The sequence below is a fragment of the Microbacterium sp. NPDC058269 genome (assembly GCF_042881445.1).
Classification (GTDB): domain Bacteria; phylum Actinomycetota; class Actinomycetes; order Actinomycetales; family Microbacteriaceae; genus Microbacterium.
This window is the reverse complement of record NZ_JBHVXT010000003.1, coordinates 671,144-693,593: the sequence shown is the minus strand read 5'-3', so window position 1 is coordinate 693,593 and position 22,450 is coordinate 671,144. Positions and strand designations below refer to the sequence as shown.

Annotated in this window: 21 protein-coding genes; 10 read left to right on the top strand and 11 right to left on the bottom strand. The window is 67.9% G+C overall.

What is annotated here, in order from left to right:
- Positions 1-8: 8 nt before the first annotated feature.
- Positions 9-1,427, top strand: coding sequence for a PucR family transcriptional regulator (locus ACFVWL_RS16935; RefSeq protein WP_387185204.1), 1,419 nt, complete (start codon positions 9-11; stop codon positions 1,425-1,427).
- A gap of 61 nt (positions 1,428-1,488) precedes the next feature.
- On the opposite strand, the gene ACFVWL_RS16930 is transcribed toward ACFVWL_RS16935, so the two are convergent.
- Both ACFVWL_RS16930 and def read right to left on the bottom strand, forming a co-directional pair.
- Positions 1,489-1,995: a hypothetical protein gene (locus tag ACFVWL_RS16930; RefSeq protein ID WP_387185202.1), complete on the bottom strand. Its 507-nt coding sequence runs from the start codon at positions 1,993-1,995 to the stop codon at positions 1,489-1,491.
- 130 nt (positions 1,996-2,125) lie between these two features.
- Positions 2,126-2,692 (bottom strand): peptide deformylase, encoded by a 567-nt coding sequence (def, locus tag ACFVWL_RS16925; RefSeq protein WP_387185199.1) that lies wholly within the window; start codon positions 2,690-2,692, stop codon positions 2,126-2,128.
- A gap of 61 nt (positions 2,693-2,753) precedes the next feature.
- Between def and ACFVWL_RS16920 the strand changes: the two genes are divergently transcribed.
- The gene (locus tag ACFVWL_RS16920) at positions 2,754-3,848 is read left to right on the top strand and encodes a DMT family transporter (protein ID WP_387185351.1); all 1,095 of its coding nucleotides are present in this window, start codon (positions 2,754-2,756) and stop codon (positions 3,846-3,848) included.
- Positions 3,849-3,896: 48 nt separating this feature from the next.
- Here ACFVWL_RS16920 and pgl read toward each other — a convergent pair whose 3' ends face one another.
- Genes pgl through tkt form a run of 6 tightly spaced genes read right to left on the bottom strand, consistent with a single transcriptional unit; the run spans position 3,897 to position 12,010 of the window.
- Positions 3,897-4,676 carry a 6-phosphogluconolactonase gene (pgl, locus tag ACFVWL_RS16915; protein ID WP_387185197.1) on the bottom strand — a complete coding sequence of 260 codons (780 nt, stop codon included), beginning with the start codon at positions 4,674-4,676 and terminating at the stop codon, positions 3,897-3,899.
- A gap of 5 nt (positions 4,677-4,681) precedes the next feature.
- Positions 4,682-5,617 carry a glucose-6-phosphate dehydrogenase assembly protein OpcA gene (locus ACFVWL_RS16910; RefSeq protein WP_387185194.1) on the bottom strand — a complete coding sequence of 312 codons (936 nt, stop codon included), beginning with the start codon at positions 5,615-5,617 and terminating at the stop codon, positions 4,682-4,684.
- On the bottom strand, positions 5,614-7,164 hold the full coding sequence (gene zwf, locus ACFVWL_RS16905; protein WP_387185191.1) for a glucose-6-phosphate dehydrogenase: 1,551 nt from the start codon (positions 7,162-7,164) through the stop codon (positions 5,614-5,616). Before zwf ends, ACFVWL_RS16910 begins: the two co-directional genes overlap by 4 nt.
- 21 nt (positions 7,165-7,185) lie before the next feature.
- Entirely contained in the window at positions 7,186-8,793 is a 1,608-nt protein-coding gene (locus ACFVWL_RS16900; protein ID WP_387185188.1) for a glucose-6-phosphate isomerase, read from the bottom strand.
- Positions 8,790-9,902 (bottom strand): transaldolase, encoded by a 1,113-nt coding sequence (gene tal / locus ACFVWL_RS16895; protein ID WP_387185185.1) that lies wholly within the window; start codon positions 9,900-9,902, stop codon positions 8,790-8,792. Before tal ends, ACFVWL_RS16900 begins: the two co-directional genes overlap by 4 nt.
- The gene (gene tkt, locus ACFVWL_RS16890; RefSeq protein WP_387185348.1) at positions 9,899-12,010 is read right to left on the bottom strand and encodes a transketolase; all 2,112 of its coding nucleotides are present in this window, start codon (positions 12,008-12,010) and stop codon (positions 9,899-9,901) included. The genes tal and tkt overlap by 4 nt, the downstream gene beginning before the upstream one ends.
- A 250-nt stretch (positions 12,011-12,260) precedes the next feature.
- On the opposite strand from tkt, the gene ACFVWL_RS16885 reads away from it, so the two are divergent.
- Positions 12,261-13,166: a heme o synthase gene (locus ACFVWL_RS16885; protein ID WP_387185182.1), complete on the top strand. Its 906-nt coding sequence runs from the start codon at positions 12,261-12,263 to the stop codon at positions 13,164-13,166.
- Positions 13,167-13,247: 81 nt separating this feature from the next.
- Here the strand turns inward: ACFVWL_RS16885 and ACFVWL_RS16880 are convergent, their stop codons facing one another.
- Positions 13,248-13,736 carry a hypothetical protein gene (locus ACFVWL_RS16880; RefSeq protein ID WP_387185179.1) on the bottom strand — a complete coding sequence of 163 codons (489 nt, stop codon included), beginning with the start codon at positions 13,734-13,736 and terminating at the stop codon, positions 13,248-13,250.
- 67 nt (positions 13,737-13,803) lie between these two features.
- The gene (locus ACFVWL_RS16875) at positions 13,804-14,934 is read right to left on the bottom strand and encodes a heme A synthase (RefSeq protein ID WP_387185177.1); all 1,131 of its coding nucleotides are present in this window, start codon (positions 14,932-14,934) and stop codon (positions 13,804-13,806) included.
- A 233-nt stretch (positions 14,935-15,167) separates the two neighbouring features.
- Here ACFVWL_RS16875 and sufB point away from each other — a divergent pair, with 233 nt between their 5' ends.
- The 7 genes from sufB (at position 15,168) to ACFVWL_RS16840 (ending at position 21,851) form a co-directional block, all read left to right on the top strand.
- A complete protein-coding gene (gene sufB, locus ACFVWL_RS16870) occupies positions 15,168-16,586 on the top strand; it encodes a Fe-S cluster assembly protein SufB (protein WP_055867748.1) in 1,419 nt (472 codons plus the stop codon).
- On the top strand, positions 16,586-17,803 hold the full coding sequence (gene sufD / locus ACFVWL_RS16865) for a Fe-S cluster assembly protein SufD (RefSeq protein WP_387185175.1): 1,218 nt from the start codon (positions 16,586-16,588) through the stop codon (positions 17,801-17,803). Before sufB ends, sufD begins: the two co-directional genes overlap by 1 nt.
- On the top strand, positions 17,800-18,126 hold the full coding sequence (locus tag ACFVWL_RS16860) for a non-heme iron oxygenase ferredoxin subunit (RefSeq protein ID WP_387185172.1): 327 nt from the start codon (positions 17,800-17,802) through the stop codon (positions 18,124-18,126). The genes sufD and ACFVWL_RS16860 overlap by 4 nt, the downstream gene beginning before the upstream one ends.
- A 3-nt stretch (positions 18,127-18,129) precedes the next feature.
- Positions 18,130-18,900 carry a Fe-S cluster assembly ATPase SufC gene (gene sufC / locus ACFVWL_RS16855; RefSeq protein ID WP_021200757.1) on the top strand — a complete coding sequence of 257 codons (771 nt, stop codon included), beginning with the start codon at positions 18,130-18,132 and terminating at the stop codon, positions 18,898-18,900.
- A gap of 9 nt (positions 18,901-18,909) precedes the next feature.
- Positions 18,910-19,239: a metal-sulfur cluster assembly factor gene (locus tag ACFVWL_RS16850; RefSeq protein ID WP_028501690.1), complete on the top strand. Its 330-nt coding sequence runs from the start codon at positions 18,910-18,912 to the stop codon at positions 19,237-19,239.
- Positions 19,240-19,329: 90 nt separating this feature from the next.
- Positions 19,330-20,484, top strand: a complete 1,155-nt coding sequence (locus tag ACFVWL_RS16845; RefSeq protein ID WP_387185168.1) for a MalY/PatB family protein — start codon at positions 19,330-19,332, stop codon at positions 20,482-20,484.
- Positions 20,481-21,851 (top strand): MFS transporter, encoded by a 1,371-nt coding sequence (locus ACFVWL_RS16840; RefSeq protein ID WP_387185166.1) that lies wholly within the window; start codon positions 20,481-20,483, stop codon positions 21,849-21,851. The genes ACFVWL_RS16845 and ACFVWL_RS16840 overlap by 4 nt, the downstream gene beginning before the upstream one ends.
- Here ACFVWL_RS16840 and ACFVWL_RS16835 read toward each other — a convergent pair.
- On the bottom strand, positions 21,814-22,398 hold the full coding sequence (locus ACFVWL_RS16835; protein ID WP_387185163.1) for a TetR family transcriptional regulator: 585 nt from the start codon (positions 22,396-22,398) through the stop codon (positions 21,814-21,816). The two genes, ACFVWL_RS16840 and ACFVWL_RS16835, sit on opposite strands and share 38 nt — an antisense overlap.
- Positions 22,399-22,450 lie beyond the last annotated feature (52 nt).

The following is a 22,450-nucleotide window of genomic DNA, read 5'->3' as shown; positions in this document are numbered from 1 at the left end:
ATCAACGGGTGGCTCGTGATGTCGCCTCCGTGGCGCGGTACCTCCAAGGCGAGCTGCTGCATGGCGGGGTGCCGAGCGCACGGCATGTGAACTCGGTCGTCGCTCTCGACTCTTTCGTCGCTTCGACTGACCGCCTCTTCACCACTCTCGTCATCGTCGACGAGGCGCAGCTCGATGATCTCGCCGACGACGCGGACCAGCTCACCCTGCTCCGGGACGTGGTCGTGGTCACGAGCGCGGACACGCCGGCGGTGCGCCGCACGCTCGATGAGGGCGGCATCACCGCGGTCGTCGGTGCGGGGGCATCGCGCGAGCTGCTGATGCCGACTCTGACCGCGCTGCTCGCCGTCGACCAGGCGGCCGAGGCAAGAGCGATCACCTCGGCGATGCGCGTGCTGACCCTCGCCGCACGCCGCAGCGGCATCACGGGGGTCATCGCCGAGCTCGCACACCGGATCGACGGCTGGGCGGTGCTCCTCGACCGCCATGGAGAGGTGATCACGACCGCAGGAGCGGGGAGCCTGCACATCGACGATGCGATCGCGGTCGCTGTCGGACGGCCCGTGCGGGTGCGCCACCGCGCGCTCCAGGTGCATCCGGTCGGACCGGGGCAGGACGTCACGGCGCAGCTGGTCACGGCTCCCCGCAACGACAGCTCCGGTCGGGGGAGGGAGCTCAGCTCTCAGGCCGCGGCATTGCTCGACCTCCTGATGCGCACGCGAGACAGCAGTCACCTCGAACGCCTCGGCCGATCCATGATGCTGGAGACCGTCCTCGAGGGAGGGGAGGAGGCGACGCGTCTCCTCCGGCGCTGGGGCGTGCACGAGCGCAGCCTGGTCGGATTCGCCCTGGTCTCGCGCACGAGCGGTGTCGACGTGGAACATCTGCTCGCGCTCTGGCTCGATGAGCTCGGGGCGGAGCACGTCTTCGCGGCGCAGCGCGGGCTCATCCGCGGGGTCGTGCGTGAGGACCATGCGGACGAGATCGCGCATCGAGCGCGCGCCTTCGCGTCGACGCTGTATCTCGGGCTCGGGCGTCCGGCCGCGACGGATGCACTCGCCCGCAGCATCGACGAAGCCCGTCAGGCATGCGAGACGGCCCGCGCGGGAGGGGAGCGCGTCGTCCGCTACGAGACGATTCCGACCGTATCGTTCGTGCTCGGGCAGCTGGATCCGGATCAGACCCGGCGGATCGGGAGGCTCCTGGACCCGTTGAGAGACGGTGGGCAGCATGCGGAGCTTATCGAGACCCTGCGCGTCTTCCTCGCCACGAACAGCGCGTGGGGCGAGAGTGCCACGCGGCTGCGGATACACCGGCAGACGCTCGCCGCGCGGATCCGACGGATCGAGGACCTGATCGGACTGTCGCTGGCGGATCCTGACGATCGTGTGGCCGCCTGGCTCGCTCTGCGCGCCTCGACCGACTGATCCATCCCGGAGACGAAGAAGGGCCCCGCCGGATGGCGGGACCCTTCTCAGCGGCTGTCGGTCAGCGCGCGGCGCCGGCCAGCGAACCGGTGGTCTGCCCGGCCGGGTCGAAGATGATGCACTGGATCACACGGTCGTTGTTCTGCTCCCACGATTCCTTGGTGGGAACGAGCGTGGTGACATCGAGCGCCGAGTCCTGGTAGCCCACACCGACGAACGTCGTGTACGCGTCGCCGATGCACTCCTGTGAGGCGGTGTCGATGTCGGTGTCGGCGAAGTCGCCATCCGGCATCGTGATCTCGTAGTACACCTCCTGGTCGTGCGGGTCGGTGCACGGGAGGATGTTGGCGTCGGTGAGCGTACCGGAACCGGTGTCGAGCATGCAGTCGCCGAGCTTGACGGAGAAGACGTCGACGTTCGCGCTCTCCGTGACCTGGCCACTCTCCTCGTCGCGGTTGGCGTCGCCGGAACCGCTGCCGAGAATGCTGTTGAGAGCACCGCAACCGGTCAGGGCGACCGAGAGTGCCACTGCGGATCCTGCGAGCATCAGAGCACGTCGAGTGCGCATCTTCATCATGATTTGTTTCCCCTCCGAAAGCGTGATGTGGAGGCATGCGAAAGCCCCCGCCGCGAACACGCTATCCGTCGGCGAGTCTGTGACGCAACTTGAAGGATGCTGTGGTTCGGCTGGGAGCGGCTCAGCCCTCGAGGTCGTCGACGCCCGGCATCCAGCTCGCACCGGGGCGTCCCCACCCACGCTTGCGGGCGATCTTCTGGACGGTCTTCCAGTCTCCGTCCGAGAGACGATCGACGTACAGGATGCCGTCGAGGTGATCGAACTCGTGCTGCATGATCCGCGCGCGCCACCCGTCGACGTCGATGGAGACCGGTTGGCCGTCGAGATCCGTCGCCGTCACGTGGACGCGTTCCGACCGGCGCAGGGGGAACCGCTCGCCGGGGAACGAGAGACAGCCCTCGGACTCGAGGTCGGGGTCGGGGTCTCCCGGTTCGAGAGGAACCATCCACAGCACGGGATTGATCAGGACGCCGCGCCACGGCTGGTCGTCGTCATCGACGTAGGCGTATGTGTAGATGCGCAGGGGGACTCCCACCTGCGGGGCCGCGAGGCCGACTCCCGGGGCCGTGTCCATCGTCTCGAACATGTCGGCGACGAGGGTTCGGATGTCTTCGGTGATCTCGTCGACAGGGGAAGCGGGGGAGTGCAAGACGGGGTCGCCCATGATGCGAATCGGAAGTACAGCCACGTCACAACCCTAGTCGGCGGCACTGGCCAGGTAGGGTCGTACTGTGAATGCTGGGGTGTGGATGAACGCGGTCGAGGACGTCGGCGATCAGCTCGTCGGCGCGTTCCAGAACCCCGGTCTGCTGCTCGGCATTCCCCTCGCCCTCGCCGGTGCCGTCTTCATGTCGCTCGGTGCGCAGTACCAGCACCGTGGTGTCGAGAAAGTCGAACGTCTCAGCGGGTCCAACGGCGCTTCGGGTCTGAGCTTCGATCAGCTCAAGCGCCTCCTGACCCGTCCGTCGTGGCTCATCGGCACGCTCATGCTCGGGCTCGCCGTGATCTGTCAACTCGCCGCCCTCGTGAAGGCGCCGCTGATCGTCGTGCAGCCGCTGGGGGCCATCGCTCTCGTCATCACGACTCTGCTCAACGCTCGTGTCTCCGGGCATTCGCCCACCAAACAGTCGCTCACCGCGATCGTCGCCTGTGTGGGCGGCATCTTCCTGTTCGTCTTCTTCGCGGCGATCTATGCGACCGAGCAGGATGTGACCGACCGCGAGCTCTTCGTGATCCTGGCGCTCCTGCTGGTCGTCATCATCATCCTCGGAGCCTGCTGGCTCATCCTGCGCCACCGGATGCGCGCGCTGTTCTACGTGATCGGCGCCGGCATCCTGTACGGATTCGTCGCCACTCTCGCCAAGGTCGTCATCAAGCGCATCGAGGCCGGCCAGTTCGAGTGGATCACAGGTATCTGCGTGCTCGCACTCGTTTCTGCGGCTGCCGTCGGCGCATACTTCGTCCAGACCGCGTACAGCTCGGGTCCGCCCGACCTCGTGATCGCCGGGCTCACCGTCGTCGACCCGCTCGTCGCGGTGCTGATCGGAATGGTCGTTCTGGGTGAAGCCGCGGCCGCGCCGTGGTGGGTGCTCGTGATCTTCGCCATCGCGGGAGCCATCGCCGTGTGGGGCGTCGTGGGTCTGGCCCGCTACCACCCTCAGGTGCTCAGCGACAGTCAGGATCTGGGGCTCCAGCGAGGCAGCACTCCGACTGGATCGGTGCAGGGCGACTCTGAGCACGCGGGTCCGTCGACGCCCCCTGCCACGGACCTTCCTGAGCGTGCGACCGGGTCGGCGAACCCGGAGACTCCTCCGAGGCGCGACGGTTCGTCAGAACGCCCGTAGAGCAGCTCCAGTCGCCGGTGGTGACGCGGACTCGGCGGTGACGCGGACTCAGTACGCCTGGTCGATCAGATCGACGGAAACCTCGGCTGCCGCGGCTTCGTCCACGAAGAACACGGTGCGCTTGCGTCCCTTCGCTCCCGCAGCGGGCACGCTCGTGTAGCTCGCTCCCGCGAGAGCGAGGCCTAGAGCCGACGCCTTGTCCGCACCGGTGAGCACGAGCCACACGCGCTTTGAGGAGTTGAGCACGGGGCGGGTCAGTGTGACGCGCTCGGGCGGCGGCTTCGGAGAGTCGCGGACGGCCAGGACAGCGGCGTCGGTCACCGTGACCTCTTCCCGGTCGGGGAAGAGGGAGGCGATGTGCCCGTCGGGGCCGACACCGAGGAAGCACACGGCGAACGAGGGCCAGGGATGCTCATCGGTGCCGAAACGGGCGAGCTCGGCAGCGTACGCCGCTGCGGACTCGTCGAGAGTCAGACCGCTGTCGGGACCGGCGACTTCGTGCACGTTCTCTGCCGGCACCGGGACGTGGTCGAGCAGAGCCTGCCGCGACTGGAGTGAGTTGCGGTCGGCATCGTCACGTGGCACGAACCTCTCATCGCCCCACCAGAAGTGCACGAGCGACCAGTCGATCTCCGTCGCTCGCGGGTGCTCGGACGCCGCACGCAGCACCGCACCGCCCATCGAGCCGCCCGTGAGGGCGACGTGCGCGAGGCGACCGTTACGGGTGCGTGCACGCACCCGCGTCAGGAATCGGTCGGCTACGCGGGTGGCGAGGGCCGCGGGTGTGGCTTCCACCACGACCCGCTTCTCTGCGGACGATGTCGTCATCGACGTCACTCTCCTGTCTCGGGCGGACCCAGTTTCTCCCAGCCCTCGGTGATGACTCGACCGTACAGGACGTCGGGGTCGAGTCGGCGCAGCTCCTCTGCGAGGCACTCACGAAGGGTGCGTCGCGGCAGGTGCAGGTCGTGGTTCGGCTGGCCGGGCTGCGTGAGCACCGCGACACCGGGCGTCGGGCGCTCCAGGAGGATGTCCCCGGATTCGCGGGTCAGGCGCACCGACTTGATGCCCTCCGCCCAGTGCTCGGGATCTTCGTACGACCAGCGCACCGGAACTTCGAGGGCCATCTGCAGCCACGCGGCCAGCAGGGCGGTCGACGGCGATGCCGCGGCTCCCCGCACCTCGACGCCGGTGATCGGCTCGTACGGCGGCTGGTCGAGGACAGCGGCGAGCTGCTCGCGCCAGTGGGTCAGTCGCGTCCACGCCAGGTCGGTGTCTCCGGGAGCATGGGTCTCGCCCAGGAGAGCGAGCCGGTCGCGGACGTCGCTCGCCGTCGCGGCATCGGTGATGCGGCGTTGAGCGATCTTGCCGAGCGGAGACTGCGCAGGGGCTGCGGGGGCGGCTTCCGGCCACCAGGCGACCACAGGAGCGTCCGGCAGCAGGAGACCCGTGATGAGGCTCTCCTCGTTGCTGGCGGCGTCTCCGAAGGCCCGCAGGACCACGACCTCGCTGGCGCCGGCGTCTCCGCCCACCCGGATCTGCGCGTCGAGCCGGGAGTCGCCTTCGCCCGTGGTGATCACGATCACGCGCATGGGGTGCTCTCGCGACGCATCGTTCGCGGCGTCGATCGCTGCTTCGGCGACGCCGTTGCGTGCGGCGATCACGAGGGTGAGCACGCGTCCGAGGGCGACGGCTCCGCCCTCTTCGCGCACCTTGACCAGTTGCTTCGCGACCTGGCTGACGGTGGTGTCGGGAAGGTCGATGATCACGGGCGTCTCCAGACTCGTCCATCGCGGGCCAGCAGGTCGTCGGCGGATGCCGGTCCCCACGAGCCGGGCGCGTACTGCTCGACTGGACCGCCTTCGGCTGCCCAGTACTTCTCCACGGGATCGAGGATCTTCCAGGAGAGCTCGACCTCCTCGTGCCGCGGGAACAGCGGCGGGTCGCCCAGGAGCACATCGAGGATCAGGCGCTCATAGGCCTCGGGGCTCGCCTCGGTGAAGGCATGGCCGTACCCGAAGTCCATCGTCACGTCGCGGACGTTGGAGCCGCTGCCGGGCACCTTGGACCCGAAGCGGATCGTGACGCCCTCGTCCGGCTGCACACGGATGACGAGAGCGTTCTGTCCGAGCTCGGAGGCGTTGCCTCGACCGAAGAGGTGCTGCGGCGCGCGCTTGAACACGACGGCGATCTCAGTCACGCGGCGTCCGAGGCGCTTGCCCGTACGCAGGTAGAAGGGTACGTCGGCCCACCGGCGCGTGTCGATCTCGAGCTTGATCGCGGCGTACGTCTCCGTGGTCGACTCGGGGTTCATCCCGTCTTCTTCCAGGAAGCCGGTGACCTTCTCGCCGCCCTGCCACCCGCCCGCGTACTGACCGCGGGCGGTCGCGAGAGAGAGGTCGTCCGGAACGTGCACCGCCGCGAGCACCTTCTCCTTCTCGGCGCGCAGGTGCTCCGCCGAGAGGCTGATCGGCTCTTCCATGGCGGTGAGCGCCAGCAGCTGCAGCAGGTGGTTCTGGATCACGTCACGCGCCGCACCGATGCCGTCGTAGTAGCCCGCGCGCCCTCCCACGCCGATGTCCTCGGCCATGGTGATCTGCACGTGGTCGACGTAGTTGCGGTTCCAGATCGGCTCGTACAGCTCGTTCGCGAAGCGCAGCGCGAGAATGTTCTGCACCGTCTCCTTGCCGAGGTAGTGGTCGATGCGGAAGATCGAGTCGGCCGGGAAGGCCACCTCGAGTGCGGCGTTCAGAGCACGCGCCGATTCGAGGTCGTGCCCGAACGGCTTCTCGATCACGACGCGGCGCCAGCGCTCGTCGTCGTCGCTGTTCTCCCCGACGAGGCCCGAGTCCTTCAGCTGCTTGGCGACCAGCGGGAAGTCCTTCGGTGGGATCGACAGGTAGAACGCGTGGTTGCCCATCGTTCCGCGCTCGACGTCGAGCTTCTCGATGGTCTCGCGGAGCTTGCGGAAGGAATCCGGGTTGTCGAACTCGCCCGAGACGAAGCGGATACCCTGCAAGAGCTGCGTCCACGTCTCCTCACGGAAGGGCGTGCGCGCGTGCTCCTTGACGGCGTCGTAGACGACCTGCGCGAAGTCCTGGTCCTCCCAGTCGCGGCGGGCGAAACCGACCAGGGCGAACCCGGGTGGGAGCAGTCCGCGGTTGGCGAGGTCGTAGACCGCGGGCATCAGCTTCTTGCGTGACAGGTCTCCGGTGACGCCGAAGATCACGAGGGCGCTGGGGCCGGCGATCCTGTTGAGACGGCGGTCATCGGGGTCGCGCAGCGGGTTGTGCCCGCGCGAGAGGGGAACAGACATCGGTGGGGGACTCTCCTGCTGTTACTTCTGTGCGGCTTCGAAGAGGGCGAGCACGTCGTCCGAGGACTCGGTGATCGTCAGCGTGACGACGGGGCGACCGTGCTCGGCGAGCACAGCGGCGTCACCGGCGGCCTGCGCCTGGATGAGCTGCCCGAAGGTGAAGGGGCGGTCCGGGATCTCGAGGTCGACCTCGGTGCGCTCCAGGATCTGCAGGAACACACCCTGCGCCGGCCCGCCCTTGTGGTACTGACCGGTCGAGTGCAGGAACCGCGGTCCCCATCCGAACGTGGTCGGCCGCCCCGAGTCCGCCGCGACGAGCTCGCGCAGACCCTGCAGCTGCGGCACCTCGAGGCGATTGACGTAGGCCTGGATCGACACGTAGCCGTCTGCCGGGAGCTGAGCCCAGAGGGCATCGAGCACACCCTCCACGTTGCCCGACGCCGCCAGAGCCGGATCAGATACGCGAACCTCGACCCCGTTCTCGACGAACGCGGGAGCGGTCGGCTCCGGACGCGCGTCGAGAAGGCCGCGGGCGGCGACCTTGGCCGACTCGACATCGGGCTGGTCGAACGGGTTGATGTGCAGCAGGTGTCCGGCGATCGCTGTCGCGTACTCCCACACGATGAGCTGGGCGCCCAGCGTGCCGCTGACGAGGATCTCGCCCTCGTGACGTTCGTGCAGGTGGAACTCGTTGGCGTCGTCGACAAGTCGCACGATCTGCAGGTCGGCGGGCACCGGGTCGAGCTCGGGGGAGACCGGGAGCAGGACGACCGGGAGGATTCCCGTGCCCTCCTTGCCGGTGGACTCGGCGATGAGCTGCTCGATCCAGTCCGGGAGGCCCTTGATGTGCGTGCCGTCGGTGATGAGACCGAGCTTGTCGCGTCGCGGGTTCGTCGCCGCGATCGCCGCGCCCAGTCGGAGGGCGGGGTTCTCTGCCGAGTCGACGGCCACCTCGAGCAGCGAGGCCTCGGCCTCGTTCAGCAGCTCGTCGATGTCGACACCGGCGAGGCCGGAGGGTACCAAGCCGAAAGCGGTGAGCGCCGAGTAGCGTCCGCCGACGTTCGGGTCCGCATTGAAGACGCGGTATCCCGCCTCACGGGCCGAGGCGTCGAGCGGGGAGCCGGGGTCGGTGACGACCACGATGCGCTCCACCGGATCGATGCCGAGGTCGCGGAACGCCGCCTCGAACGTGCGGCGCTGCGAGTCGGTCTCGACGGTGGAGCCGGACTTGGATGAGACGACCAGCACCGTGTCGGTGAGGCCCTCGTCGAGAGCGGCGAGGACCTGACCGGGAGCGGTCGAGTCGAGGATCGTCAGCGGCACGCCTGCGGTCTGAGCGATGACCTCGGGCGCGAGCGAGGAGCCGCCCATACCGGCGAGCACCACGCGAGTGACGCCCTTGGCCTCGAGGTCGGCGCGCAGCGCGACGATCTCGGCGACCAGGGGACGGGAGATCGACACGGCCTCGACCCATCCGAGTCGGACGGAGGCCTCCGCCTCGGCAGCCGGACCCCAGAGGGTCGCGTCGCCACCCGTGATGCGCGAGGCGACCAGATCGTGGACGAGGCTGGGCACCGTCTCATCGATCGCGGCGCGCGCTGCACCCGACGTGTGGATCGAGAAGGTCATCGCTGCGACTCCAGACCCTCGGAGACCTGCGCCAACAGGTCGTGCCACGAGTCGATGAACTTCGCGACGCCCTCGTCTTCCAGCACCTGGGTGACGTCGGCGAAGTCGATGCCGACCTCGGCGAGACCGGCGAACACGGTACGTGCCTCGTCGTAGCCGCCCGTGATCGTGTCGCCGGTGACCACGCCGTGGTCGAAGGTGGCCTCGAGCGTCTTCTCGGGCATCGTGTTGACGACGCCCTGGGCGACGAGCTCGGTCACGTAGAGGGTGTCGGGGAGCGCCGGGTCCTTGACACCGGTCGACGCCCACAGCGGGCGCTGCAGGTTCGCGCCGGAGTCGAGCAGTGCCTTCGCGCGGTCTCCGGCGAACGTCTGCTCGAAGAGCTCGTAGGCGAGGCGCGCGTTGGCCAGGCCGGCTTTGCTCTTCAGCGCTTCGGCGGCGTCGGTGCCGATCGCGGTGAGGCGCTTGTCGGTCTCGGTGTCGACGCGGGACACGAAGAACGAGGCGACGGAGTGGATGGTCGACAGGTCGATTCCCGCAGCCTTCGCCGTCTCGAGGCCGGTCAGGTATGCGTCGATGACCTCGGCGTAGCGCTCCAGGCTGAAGATCAGCGTGACGTTGACGCTGATGCCGGCACCGATGGCCTCAGCGATGGCGGGAAGACCTGCCTTGGTCGCGGGGATCTTGACGAGCAGGTTCGGACGGTCGACCTTGGCCCACAGCTCCTTCGCCTGCGCGACGGTGCCCGCGGTGTCATGAGCGAGGTCGGGGGAGACCTCGATCGAGACGCGGCCGTCGACGTGGTTCGAGGCCTCCCAGACGGGACGGAAGACGTCGAGGGCCGCTGCGACGTCCTGGGTGGTCGCGGCGAAGACCGCTTCCTCCGCCGTAGCGCCGGAGGCGGCGAGCTCGGTGACCTGCGCGTCGTACGACGTGTCGTTCTTGTCGGTGATCGCGTTGGCGAAGATCGTCGGGTTCGTCGTGACGCCCACGACGTTGCGCGACGAGATCAGGTCGGCGAGGTTTCCCGAGGAGATGCGGGTGCGGGAGAGGTCGTCGAGCCAGATGCTGACGCCGGCGGCGGCGAGCTGTGCGGTGGGGGTGCTCATGCGTTCTCCTTGGTGCTGTTGGCCGCGAGGGTCTCGCGGGCGGCCGCGATGACGGCCTCGGTGGTGATACCGAACTTCTCGAACAGGGTCTTGTAATCGGCGGAGGCGCCGAAGTGGTCGATGCCGACCGAGCGGCCGCGGTCGCCGACGATGCCGCGCCAGCTGAGTACGGAACCCGCCTCGACAGACACGCGTGCAGTGACGGAGGCGGGCAGCACGCTCTCGCGGTACTCCTCGTCCTGCTCGTCGAACCACTCCAGCGACGGGGCGGAGACGACGCGCACGTTCACGCCCTCCGCGGCCAGTGCCTCACGGGCGCTGACGGCGAGCTGCACTTCGGAGCCGGTAGCCACGATGATGACGTCCGGGGTGCCGTTCGGCGCCTCGGCGAGCACGTAGGCGCCCTTGGCGGCGTTGTCGGCGGAAGCGAAGGTGTCGCCCGAGGCTGCACCTTCGCCACGCGCGAACACCGGGATGTTCTGGCGGGTCAGCGCGATGCCGGCGGGGCCTTCGTGGCGGCGGAGGATCTCCAGCCACGTCGCGGCCGTCTCGTTCGCGTCGGCCGGACGCACGACCGTGAAGTTCGGGATCGCGCGGAGCGTCGCGAGCTGCTCGACGGGCTGGTGGGTCGGACCGTCTTCACCGAGGGCGACGGAGTCGTGCGTCCAGACGAAGATGCTCGGCACGTTCATGAGCGCCGCGAGACGCACGGGCGGGCGCATGTAGTCGCTGAAGATGAGGAAGGTGCCACCGAATGCGCGGGTCGGGCCGTGCAGCACGATGCCGTTGATGATCGCGCCCATGGCGTGCTCGCGGATGCCGAAGTGCAGCACACGGCCGTAGGGGTTGCCCGACCACTCGTGGGTCGACCACTCGGCGGGGATGAACGAGGGTGCGCCCTTGATGGTGGTGAGGTTCGACTCGGCGAGGTCGGCGGAGCCGCCCCACAGCTCGGGGAGCTCGGCGGCGAGGGCGTTGATGACCTGGCCGGACGCGGCGCGGGTCGAGACCTCCTTGCCGGCCTCGAACACGGGCAGCGCGCTCGTGATGTCAGCGGGGAGATCCTGCGCCTCGAGGCGGTCGAGGAGCGCCTTCTTCTCGGGGTTCGCGGCAGCCCAGGCGTCGAACGACTCCTGCCAGGCGGCACGGGTCTCGGCGGCACGCTCTGCCAGGGCCCGGGTGTGGGCGAGCACGTCGTCGGCGACCACGAAGTTCTGCTCGGGGTCGAAGCCGAGCACCTTCTTGGTCGCGGCGAGCTCATCGGCGCCGAGAGCGGAGCCGTGGATCTTGCCGGAGTTCTGCTTGCCGGGCGACGGCCAGCCGATGATGGTCTTGAGGATGATCAGCGACGGCTTCGAGGTCTCGCCCTTGGCGGCCTCGACGGCGGCGAAGAGTTCGGCGACGTCTTCGACGTATTCGCCGGTCTTCTTCCAGTCGACGACCTGCACCTGCCATCCGTACGCCTCGTAGCGTGCGGCGACGTCCTCGGTGAAGGCGACGTTCGTGTCGTCCTCGATGGAGATCTGGTTCGAGTCGTAGATCGCGATCAGATTGCCGAGCTGCTGGTGGCCCGCGAGCGAGGAGGCCTCGCTCGTCACGCCCTCCTGCAGGTCGCCGTCGCCGGCGATCACGTAGACGAAGTGGTCGAACGGGCTGGTGCCCGGTGCGGCCTCGGGGTCGAACAGGCCGCGCTCGTAGCGGGCGGCGTACGCGAAACCGACGGCGGAGGCGAGACCCTGGCCGAGGGGGCCGGTGGTGATCTCGACGCCCTTGGTGTGGCCGTACTCCGGGTGACCCGGGGTGAGGGAGCCCCACGTGCGCAGCGCCTTCAAGTCGTCGAGCTCGAGTCCGAAGCCGCCGAGGTAGAGCTCCACATACTGCGTGAGCGAGGAGTGTCCTGCGGAAAGGATGAAGCGGTCGCGGCCCAGCCAGTCGACGTCGGTCGGGTCGTGGCGCAGCACGCGCTGGTAGAGGAGGTACGCGGCCGGAGCGAGGCTCATGGCTGTGCCGGGGTGACCGTTACCGACCTTCTCGACGGCATCGGCCGCCAGGATTCGGGCGGTGTCCACCGCGCGTCGATCGATCTCATCCCACTGCAATTCCGACACGTTCATGCCCTTTCCGACAGTTTCGAGGGCGCCCTTATTCCCTGGCGCATCCGCAACTTCCCTGGCGCATCCTGCACCGTCGCGGAGACGGGGGAGGGGGGTGCGCAGCGCCGGGCGCGCGAGTGCTCTCAGCATAGCGAAGACGACTGTCGTGCCACGCGAGCGGACGGCGCGGACGACGTCATCCGGTGTCATAGACTGGAGAGGTTGTCCGGTCACATGTGCGGAGGAGGCGATCGAGATCTCGACGATGTCTGATCAGACCGTGAGGAAGTCGTCCATCGGTCGCACGGTGAAGGCCTACGTCACGCTCACCAAGCCGCGTGTCCTCGAGCTGCTGCTCGTGTCGACCGTGCCGGTGATGTTCCTGGCGCAGGGGGGATTGCCGAACCTGTGGCTCGTGCTGGCGACCGTCATCGGCGGCTCGTTGAGCGCGGGTTCCGCCGCCGCGTTCAACATGTACCTCGATCGAGACATCGACGCGCACATGCACCGCACCGAGAACCGTCCGCTCGTCACGGGCGAGATCAGCCCGCGCGGCGCACTGATCTTCTCCTGGACGCTCGCGATCGTCTCGACGGTCTGGCTGCTCGCCACGACCAACTGGCTGGCCGCCGCGTTGTCCGCGACGGCGATCTTCTTCTACGTCGTGATCTACACGATGATCCTCAAGCGCCGCACCGAGCAGAACATCATCTGGGGCGGTATCGCCGGATGCTTCCCCGTGCTCATCGGCTGGTCCGCCGTCACCGGATCGCTCGACTGGCCGGCGTTCGTCCTCTTCCTCCTGATCTTCCTCTGGACGCCGCCGCACTACTGGCCGCTGTCGATGAAGTACAAGGACGACTACGAAGACGTCGACGTGCCGATGCTGGGTGTCACCCGCAACGCCTCGCAGGTCGGCCTCCAGGTCATCCTCTACGCGTGGGCGACCGTCGCGTGCTCGCTCCTGCTGGTTCCGATCGCGAACATGGGGCTCGTGTACACGATCTCCGCAACCGTTTTCGGCGGATGGTTCATCTACGAGTCGCACCGTCTGTACAACCGTGCGGTCCACGGGACCGAGCCGCGGCCGATGCGGGTGTTCCACGCCTCGATCACCTACCTGACGCTGATCTTCGTGGCCGTCGCTGTCGACCCGCTGCTGCCGTTCTGACACCAGCTCTGATAGGACGCTCGAAACGACGGAGCGGCGCCGATTCCTCGGCGCCGCTCCGTCGTTCCTCCGCTCAGGCGATCAGCGGGTGATCGACGGAGAGTCATCCGGGTTGGCGCCGTCGACATCGCTCCGGTCGGGGGAGTCGTTCCGCTCGACGTCGGCTTCGGGGACGACGGTTGCGGCCGCGTCATCAGCTGCGGTGACATCCGACGTGGCCGCTGCCTCGGCGGATGCGGTGGTCGGCGCAGGGAGCTGCGTCTCGTCGGCCTCGACAGTCCAGTCGATCGCCTCGACGACGGCCGGGGCGGGCGTGGGGACGAGCGATCGTGCGGCGACGAGTCCGAGCGTCAGCAGGATGCCGACGATTCCGGCCGCGAGCACTCCGGCACCCACCACGACGAGCGACTGACCGACGTACACCTCGATGCCGGTGGCCGTGCCATCGAGCAGGGTGGTCGTCATCGTGCCGATCTGACCGGAGATCAGCCAGGCGCCGACCGCCGTCGTGGCGAGGGAGACGACCAGGAGCAGCCAGAATCCGATGCTTCGTGTGAGTGACTTGTTCATGCCGCCCACCATCGCGGACTCGCTGATGAGTCCGCGATGTGAAAGCTATGGATGGACTGTGCGGCGCTCAGACGTCGACCGGGACCGAGCGCTTGAGGTGCAGCACGACGACCGTATAGGTGGCCGCCGAGAGCGAGGCCAGCACCATGTGGATGCCGACGAGAACCGGGGGGAGCCCCTCCCGCGCCTGCCACACGCCGACCCCGACCTGCACCAGGATCGCGAGCACGAGCACGAACAGCCAGCGCCTCGGCTCCAGGCGCAGCACCCAGGCCGAGATCGTCAGGAAGAGGACCAGGGCCGCGAGGATGTACCCCGGCCACGAGTGCACGTGCGCAAGGACGGTCGCATCGAAACCGTGGCGCAGCACGTCGGCATCACCGGAGTGCGGACCCGATCCGGTCGTCAGCACGCCGAAGACGATCGTGACCGCCAGCGCGAGGCCGGTCACGTGGGTGACGGCTGCGAACCACACGGGCACCGCGCGCTCACGAGGTCCCGGGGAGGTCTTCAGACGCACGAGGAAGGCCGCGGTGATGCAGACGAGCAGCAGCGACGACGTGTAGTGGAAGCCCACGATGAAGGGGTTGAGTCCGGTGAGGACCGTGATGCCGCCGACGAGCGCCTGCGCCACGACGCCCGCCAGCGCGATCCATGCCAGGGCGACGAGGTCGCGTCGGGCGGGCGTCGTGCGCACCGAGTAGACCGCGCTCGCGATGATGGCGATGAGGAGGACACCCGTCGCGAAGGGGAATGCGAGGAGAGCCGGTCCCGCTGCAGCCAGGCCGTAGAAGAGGGTCGCGACGAAATATGTGAGAGCGGCCGCGGCGATGCCGCCGACAGCGAACCACAACGCCCGGACCAGGCCGCGCTTCCCGCTGAACAGGTGGAGCACCAGCAGCACCACGGCCAGGGCGATGATGCCGACGACGCCGGTCATCAGACGGTTGCCGAACTCGATGATCCCGTGGATGCCCTGCACCTCGAGGATCGGCACCAGGGAATCCGGGGTGCACAGCGGCCAATCCGAGCATCCGAGGCCCGAGCCGGTGAGGCGCACGGCGCCGCCGGTGCCGATGATGATGGTCTCGCTGACGAACGACAACCACGCGAAGACCGTCAACGCACGTCCCCATGACGCGGAGCGAGGCGGCACAGCCTGCGTCGTCGAGGTGGCGGGGATCATCGTCTCGGGCATAAGTCCTCCGGACCGCACGAGACGCGGCGGGCATGGCCCGTCTGTCAGGCGGAACCTGTAGAATCGGATTGTTGCGATGAGCGCTGACAGCGCTGAAGCATCGTCAACAGTTTAGGCGCGATGGATGCGCCGGTGATGAGGGCCCACCAACGGCACCCGCTCCCGCAGACTCGACGGGGATCAGGTGTGTCGGGGCGGATGACACCGTTTGGGACCTGTGAGGAGAGTGTTGGATGTCGGATGTGCTGATCGACCGCCCGGAGCTTGATGGACTGGGGGTGTACGAATTCGGCTGGCACGATGAGGATGCTGCGGGTGCCATCGCGAAACGCGGTATCTCCGAAGACGTCGTCCGTGGGATCTCGGGCCTCAAGAACGAACCCGAATGGATGCTGAAGACCCGCCTCAAGGGATACCAGCTCTTCGGGCGCAAGCCGATGCCGACCTGGGGCGCAGACCTCAGCGAGATCGACTTCGACAACATCAAGTACTTCGTCCGCTCCACCGAGAAGCAGGCGCAGACGTGGGAGGACCTTCCCGCCGAGATCCGTGAGACCTACGAGCGCCTCGGCATCCCCGAGGCTGAGCGTCAGCGCCTTGTGGCCGGCGTCGCGGCTCAGTACGAGTCCGAGGTCGTCTACCACCAGATCCGCGAGGACCTGGAGCAGCAGGGCGTCATCTTCATGGACACCGACACCGCGCTGCGCGAGCACCCCGAGTTCTTCGAGGAGTACTTCGGCACCGTCATCCCCGCGGGCGACAACAAGTTCGCTGCGCTGAACACGGCCGTGTGGTCGGGCGGCTCGTTCGTCTACGTCCCCAAGGGCGTTCACGTCGAGATCCCGCTGCAGGCGTACTTCCGCATCAACACCGAGAACATGGGCCAGTTCGAGCGGACCCTGATCATCGCCGATGAGGACAGCTATGTCCACTACATCGAGGGCTGCACGGCTCCGATCTACAAGTCGGACTCCCTGCACTCCGCCGTCGTCGAGATCATCGTGAAGAAGAACGCCCGAGTTCGATACACGACGATCCAGAACTGGTCGAACAACGTCTACAACCTGGTCACCAAGCGCGCCGTGGCCTACGAGGGCGCGACCATGGAGTGGGTCGACGGCAACATCGGCTCCAAGGTGACGATGAAGTACCCGTCGATCTATCTGATGGGCGAGCACGCCAAGGGTGAGACGCTGTCCGTCGCCTTCGCCGGTCCCGGTCAGCACCAGGACGCCGGCGCCAAGATGATCCACATGGCGCCCTACACGCAGTCGTCGATCGTCTCGAAGTCGATCGCTCGCGGCGGCGGCCGTGCGGGATACCGCGGTGAGGTGCGCGTGGATGCCGCAGCGCATCACTCCGCGAACACCGTGCGCTGCGACGCTCTGCTCGTGGACACCAAGTCGCGCTCCGACACCTACCCGGCGATCGACATCCGTGTCGACGACGTGCAGCTCGGCCACGAGGCCACGGTCTCGAAGGTGAGCGAGGAGCAGCTGTTCTACCTGCAGTCCCGTGGCATGCCCGAGGACGAGGCGATGGCGATGATCGTGCGCGGCTTCATCGAGCCGATCGCGCGGGAGCTCCCCATGGAATACGCGATGGAACTGAACAAGCTCATCGAGATGGGCATGGAAGGATCGGTCGGCTAGTGACGGCCTCGACGACAGCGCCCGCCGAGGCGCAGCACAGCAACGCGCCCGCGGGCGCGCACATCGACCCGGCGGCGCAGGTCGCCGCCGCGGGGTTCGTCCCCGTCCAGACGCGCTCGGAGCGTCCGCACTCCTTCGAGCCCGCCGACTTCGGTGCCCCCACGGGGCGCGAGGTCAACTGGAAGCACACGCCGGTCGCTCAGCTCACCTCGCTGTTCGAGGTGGCGTCGCCGAACGACGGCGTCAGCTACACGTACGGCGCGGGGGAGCAGTACATCGCCGAGCCGCTCGCCGTCGGCGCGGCGCCTCGCGGTGAGGTGTTCCTCGCCGAAGACGTGACGGCCGCCGTCGCGTGGCAGGGCAGCACCGACGCGCTCCATGTGCGCATCCCGCGTGAAGAAGAGGTCGCCGAGCCGGTCTTCATCGCCATCGCGGGCCTCGGAGCGGAACGTCGTGCCGACGCGCACATCGTGATCGAAGCCCTCGAGCACAGCTCCGCGACGGTCGTGCTCCAGCACACCGGTTCCGCGAAGTACGCGCAGAACGTCGAGATCATCGTCCGCGACGGCGCGAAGCTCACGGTCATCAGCCTGCAGCAGTGGGCCGATGACGCGGTTCACACGGCTGCGCACCAGGCGCGGGTCGGCGCCGACGCGACGCTAAAGCACTTCGTCGTCAGCTTCGGCGGCGGAGTGGTGCGCGTCAACCCGAACGTCGAGCTTGCCGGCTCCGGCTCCGAGGGCTACCTGTACGGCCTCTCCTATGCGGATGCCGGGCAGCACCTCGAGAGCCAGGTCTATCTGCACCACAAGGGACCGCACACCAAGGGCGACGTCCTCTACAAGGGTGCGCTGCAGGGTCAGGGCGCGCACAGCGTCTGGATCGGCGACGTACTGATCGGCGCCGATGCGACGGGTACCGACTCCTATGAGGCGAACCGCAACCTGGTCCTGACCGAGGGTGCACGCGCCGATTCGATCCCGAACCTCGAGATCGAGACCGGCGACATCCTCGGTGCCGGACACGCGAGCGCCACCGGTCGTTTCGACGACGAGCAGCTGTTCTACCTGCAGGCGCGCGGCATCACCGAGGAAGAGGCGCGACGCCTGGTCGTGCTCGGTTTCCTCACCGACATCGTGCAGCGCCTCGGCATCCCCGCCCTCGAGACCGAGTTGCTGGCGGCCATCGAGACGGAGCTCGCCGAGGTGAGTGCATGACCGCCGAACGCGTCTGCGGTGTCGCCGACCTCGAGCAGGACATGCCTCTGCGCGTGGACCCGAGCGGCGTGCCCATCACGGTGATCAAAGACGGCGAGGGAGTCATCCACGCCATCGGCGACACCTGCACCCACGGCGACATCTCGCTGTCCGAGGGCTTCGTCGAAGGCGACACGGTGGAGTGCTGGGCACACGGCTCCGCCTTCTCGCTGCTCACCGGCAAGCCCCAGAATCTCCCCGCATATGAGCCCGTCCCGGTCTATGTCGTCCAGATCGACGGCGACGACGTGCTCATCGATCCGACTGTGATTAAGGAAGTCTGAAGAATGTCTGTTCTCGAGATCCGCGACCTGCATGTGACGGTCGAGACCGATGCGGGGACCACCCCGATCCTCAACGGAATCAACCTCACCATGAACACGGGTGAGACGCACGCCATCATGGGCCCCAACGGCTCGGGCAAGTCGACCCTGGCGTACACGATCGCCGGTCACCCCAAGTACACGGTGACCTCCGGTTCCATCACGTTCGACGGCCAGGACGTCCTGGAGATGAGCGTCGACGAGCGCGCCCGTGCCGGGCTCTTCCTCGCGATGCAGTACCCGGTCGAGATCCCGGGCGTCACGGTGACGAACTTCCTGCGCACAGCCAAGACGGCTCTCGACGGGGAAGCGCCCGCGATCCGCGGCTGGACCAAAGACGTCAAGGCGGCCATGTCGAACCTCCGCATGGACCCGAAGTTCGCGCAGCGCAACGTCAACGAGGGCTTCTCCGGTGGCGAGAAGAAGCGCCACGAGATCCTGCAGCTCGAGGTGCTGAAGCCCAAGTTCGCGATCCTCGACGAGACCGACTCCGGCCTCGACGTCGACGCGCTCAAGATCGTCTCCGAGGGTGTCAACCGCGCGAAGGAGTCCACCGGACTCGGCGTGCTGCTGATCACGCACTACACCCGCATCCTCCGCTACATCCGCCCCGACTTCGTCCACGTCGTGGTCGCGGGGAAGATCGTCGAAGAGGGCGGCCCCGAGCTCGCAGACCGGCTGGAGAACGAGGGATACGATCGTTTCCTCGACCCTGCAGCCCCTATCGAGGCGTAGGCTGATCGCATGACAGCGACCCTCACGGACGAGAAGTACGACGCGGTCACCGAGGCTCTCAAAGACGTCATGGACCCCGAGCTCGGGATCAACGTCGTCGACCTCGGCCTCATCTACGACCTCGCCTGGGATGACGAGAACGATGCTCTCGTCATCCACATGACGCTGACCAGCGCCGGCTGCCCGCTCACCGATGTCCTCGAGGACCAGACCGCTCAGGCTCTGGACAGCGTGGTCGATCGCTTCCGGATCAACTGGGTCTGGATGCCGCCGTGGGGTCCGGAGAAGATCTCGGACGACGGGCGCGACATGATGCGCGCCCTCGGTTTCGCGATCTGACCCCTACGGGAAGCACCGCCGGGTGGATTCTCTGCGCGCGTCGAATCGGATGACACCGCGACGGCGCGTGTCGGGACCTCGGGAGAACGAATGCTTCAGGTGAAGGCTTTGCCTCTGGCGGAACTCCGCGAGCGCAGCAGCGCGAAGTGGCGGGAGTACCCCGCGGACGTCCTTCCGCTGTTCGTCGCGGAGACCGACTTCCCGCTGGCTCCGGCGATCTCGACGGTACTGCAGCGTGCTGTCGAGATCGGCGATACGGGGTATGTCGCCTCGAAGACGTCGCTCGCCGAGTCGTTCGCGGCGTTCGCGGGCCGCCGCTACCGGTGGGACCCTGACCCCGCACGGATGCGCAGCACCGCTGACGTGAGCATGGGGATCGTCGAGATCCTGCGCCGCGTGACGCAGCCGGGAGAGCGCGTCGTCGTGACGCCTCCCGTCTACCCGCCGTTCTACGATCTGGTCGCCGAGGCCGGTGCAGAACTCGAGCGGGTGCCGCTCCGTGATACCGGAACCGGGTGGGAGCTCGATCTCGACGGGATCCGCGCGGCCTTCGACGACGGTGCGACGGCGATCCTGCTCTGCAACCCCCACAACCCCACCGGCACGGTACACGGCCGGGACAGCCTGGCCGCCCTGGCGGAACTGGCAGACGAGTTCGGCGTCGCGGTGGTCTCGGACGAGATCCACGCCCCGCTCGCGCAGCCGGGAACGGGGTTCACGCCGTTCCTCGCCGCGAGCGACGCCGCGCAACGCGTGGGCTACGCGGTGGTGAGCGCCAGTAAGGCCTTCAACCTCGCCGGGCTCAAGTGCGCCCTCATGGTCACGGGCGACGACGAGACGAGTGCCGTCGTGCGCGGCCTTCCCTCCGAGGTCGAGTGGCGCACCGGGCAGTTCGGCCTGCTCGCGGCTGTCGCCGCCTTCTCGGAGGAGAGCGACGCCTGGCTCGACGGGCTGCTGCGCACCCTCGACGAGAACCGGGTGCTGCTCGAAGACCTTCTCGCGGCTCGCCTTCCCGGCGCGCGCTACCGAATCCCCGACGCCGGCTACCTCGCGTGGATCGACCTCTCCGCGCTGGAATGGGGCGAGAACCCGGCTCGACGCATCCTGAAGGACGCCAAGGTCGCGCTGCACTTCGGCCCGGCTTTCGGCGCGGAGGGCGCGGGGCACGTGAGACTGAACTTCGGCACCAGCCCGGAGATCCTCACCGAGGCCATCGAGCGCATCGCGTCGCTCGTCGGCCGATGACCGCTCCGACCGACGCCGCGACGATCTGGGACCGCCAGCGCATCTGGGTGACCTTCGGCGCGGTCGCACTGATCTTCCTGGCCGCGATCGAGGCCTTGGCCGTCACGACCGTGATGCCGATCGTCAGCGAGGCGCTGAACGGCGAGGCCCTGTTCGCCGTGGCCTTCGCCGGGACACTGGCGACCAGCGTGATCGGTATGGTCGCGACCGGGGCGTGGTCGGATGCTCGCGGACCTCGCGGTGCCCTCTACGTCGCGGTGACGCTCTTCATCATCGGCCTGCTGATCTCGGGCTTCGCGGTCACGATGCACCAGTTCCTGATCGGTCGACTGGTCCAGGGGCTCGGGACGGGAGGGCAGACGGTCGCACTGTACGTCGTGGTCGCCCGCCTGTACCCGCCCCACCTGCACGGTCGGATCTTCGCTGCCTTCGCCGCGGCCTGGGTCGTTCCGTCGATGGTCGGTCCGTTCCTGGCCGGAGCCGTCGCCGAGTACCTCGATTGGCGCTGGGCGTTCCTCGGTGTGGCCGTGCTCACGGCTGCGGCGTTCCTGATGATCGCAGTCCGCCTCCGCGGGGTCGACCTCGGACGCGGTGAGCCGCAGGATCGCAGAGCGCTGATCGTCCGGCTGGTGCTCGCGGTGGTGGTCGCGGTGCTCGCCGTCGTCGTCGGCTTCTCGGCAGAGCTGAAGCCGTCGATCAGGTGGCCCGTCGCGATCGGAGCCGTGCTGGCGATCGGCTTCGCCGTGCTGCCGCTGCTGCCGCGGCGCACTCTTCGCGCAGGCCCCGGTTTACCCAGCGTGGTGCTGATGCGTGGAATCGTGGCGGGGGCGTTCTTCGCCGCCGAGGCGTACATCCCGTATCTCCTGATGAGGAAGTTCGACTTCAGCGCGACCTGGGCGGGCATCGCGCTGATGCTCGCGGCGCTGGCCTGGGCAGGTGCCTCGGCCCTGCAGGGACGGTACGGCGAACGGCTCGGCAACCACCGCATCACGACGATCAGCCTGGGCGCACTGCTGATCGCGATGCTCTGCGTGCTCACTGCCGCGGTGTTCGACGTCTCCGCGGCGGTCGTCGTGGTCGGCTGGGCATTCGCGGGCGGTGGCATGGGGCTGCTCTACCCTCGCCTCACCGTGTTGACGCTGGCTTACTCGAACGAGACCAACCAGGGGTTCAACTCCTCGGCCCTGTCGATCTCGGATGCGTCCGGATCGGCCGTCGCCATCGCTCTCGCCGGCCTCGGTGTCGCGACGCTCGGCGGCGAGGTGGGGGCGTTCAGCGCGGTCTTCGCGTTCTGCATCGCCCTCGTCGTCCTGGCCGTGATTCCCGGTCTCAGGCTCGGGCACGCCGCGGAGTCGCCGGCGCGCTGAAGGTTCCTGCCAGGGCGGTGACCCCGAGGTCGAAGACCCGATCGAGTCCGGCGGTGACATCGACATCGTCTGTGTCGGGCAGAGCGCCATGGCTGTCGGCATGCATACGTTGCTGCACGAGCGTGGCGTGTCCCAGCACGAAATGCAGGATCGCTGTGCCCCGGTCCTCGGCATCGGACGCCCCCTGCGCGATCAGAGCGTCGATCAGCGCGGTCAGCGCCTGCGATGAGCCGAGCTGGAGCGCATACGTGCTGAGGACCAGCTCCGCGCCGTCGCGGTAGGCGAAGAGCGCGTCGCGGATGCCACGTGCCGTAGCGACGATATCGGTTCCTCCGCGCGGTATCGATGCGGTGATGCGGTCGGCGAGGTCGGCGAGCAGCTGCTGCTTGTTCGCGAAATGCCAGTAGAGCGCGCTCGGCTGCACGTCGAGACCGGCAGCGATACGCCGCATCGAGAGGTCCGCGAGCCCGACCTCGTCGAGCAGGGCGAGGGCGCTCCGCGCCACGCTGTCGCGGTCGTGACGTGCCGGATTGGGCTCTGGACTCATGCTCCGATTATAGTGAACGACGTTCAGGTGAACACTGTTCAGGTCGTGTGAG

Excerpts from the sequence above, each read along its gene's own strand:
- ACFVWL_RS16930 (WP_387185202.1), bottom strand. The coding sequence starts at position 1,995 with ATGCGCACTCGACGTGCTCTGATGCTCGCAGGATCCGCAGTGGCACTC.
- ACFVWL_RS16920 (WP_387185351.1), top strand. The coding sequence starts at position 2,754 with ATGAACGCGGTCGAGGACGTCGGCGATCAGCTCGTCGGCGCGTTCCAG.
- pgl (WP_387185197.1), bottom strand. The coding sequence starts at position 4,676 with ATGACGACATCGTCCGCAGAGAAGCGGGTCGTGGTGGAAGCCACACCC.
- zwf (WP_387185191.1), bottom strand. The coding sequence starts at position 7,164 with ATGTCTGTTCCCCTCTCGCGCGGGCACAACCCGCTGCGCGACCCCGAT.
- ACFVWL_RS16900 (WP_387185188.1), bottom strand. The coding sequence starts at position 8,793 with ATGACCTTCTCGATCCACACGTCGGGTGCAGCGCGCGCCGCGATCGAT.
- tal (WP_387185185.1), bottom strand. The coding sequence starts at position 9,902 with ATGAGCACCCCCACCGCACAGCTCGCCGCCGCCGGCGTCAGCATCTGG.
- ACFVWL_RS16885 (WP_387185182.1), top strand. The coding sequence starts at position 12,261 with ATGTCTGATCAGACCGTGAGGAAGTCGTCCATCGGTCGCACGGTGAAG.
- ACFVWL_RS16880 (WP_387185179.1), bottom strand. The coding sequence starts at position 13,736 with ATGAACAAGTCACTCACACGAAGCATCGGATTCTGGCTGCTCCTGGTC.
- ACFVWL_RS16875 (WP_387185177.1), bottom strand. The coding sequence starts at position 14,934 with ATGCCCGAGACGATGATCCCCGCCACCTCGACGACGCAGGCTGTGCCG.
- sufB (WP_055867748.1), top strand. The coding sequence starts at position 15,168 with ATGTCGGATGTGCTGATCGACCGCCCGGAGCTTGATGGACTGGGGGTG.
- ACFVWL_RS16860 (WP_387185172.1), top strand. The coding sequence starts at position 17,800 with ATGACCGCCGAACGCGTCTGCGGTGTCGCCGACCTCGAGCAGGACATG.
- sufC (WP_021200757.1), top strand. The coding sequence starts at position 18,130 with ATGTCTGTTCTCGAGATCCGCGACCTGCATGTGACGGTCGAGACCGAT.
- ACFVWL_RS16850 (WP_028501690.1), top strand. The coding sequence starts at position 18,910 with ATGACAGCGACCCTCACGGACGAGAAGTACGACGCGGTCACCGAGGCT.
- ACFVWL_RS16845 (WP_387185168.1), top strand. The coding sequence starts at position 19,330 with ATGCTTCAGGTGAAGGCTTTGCCTCTGGCGGAACTCCGCGAGCGCAGC.
- ACFVWL_RS16840 (WP_387185166.1), top strand. The coding sequence starts at position 20,481 with ATGACCGCTCCGACCGACGCCGCGACGATCTGGGACCGCCAGCGCATC.
- ACFVWL_RS16835 (WP_387185163.1), bottom strand. The coding sequence starts at position 22,398 with ATGAGTCCAGAGCCCAATCCGGCACGTCACGACCGCGACAGCGTGGCG.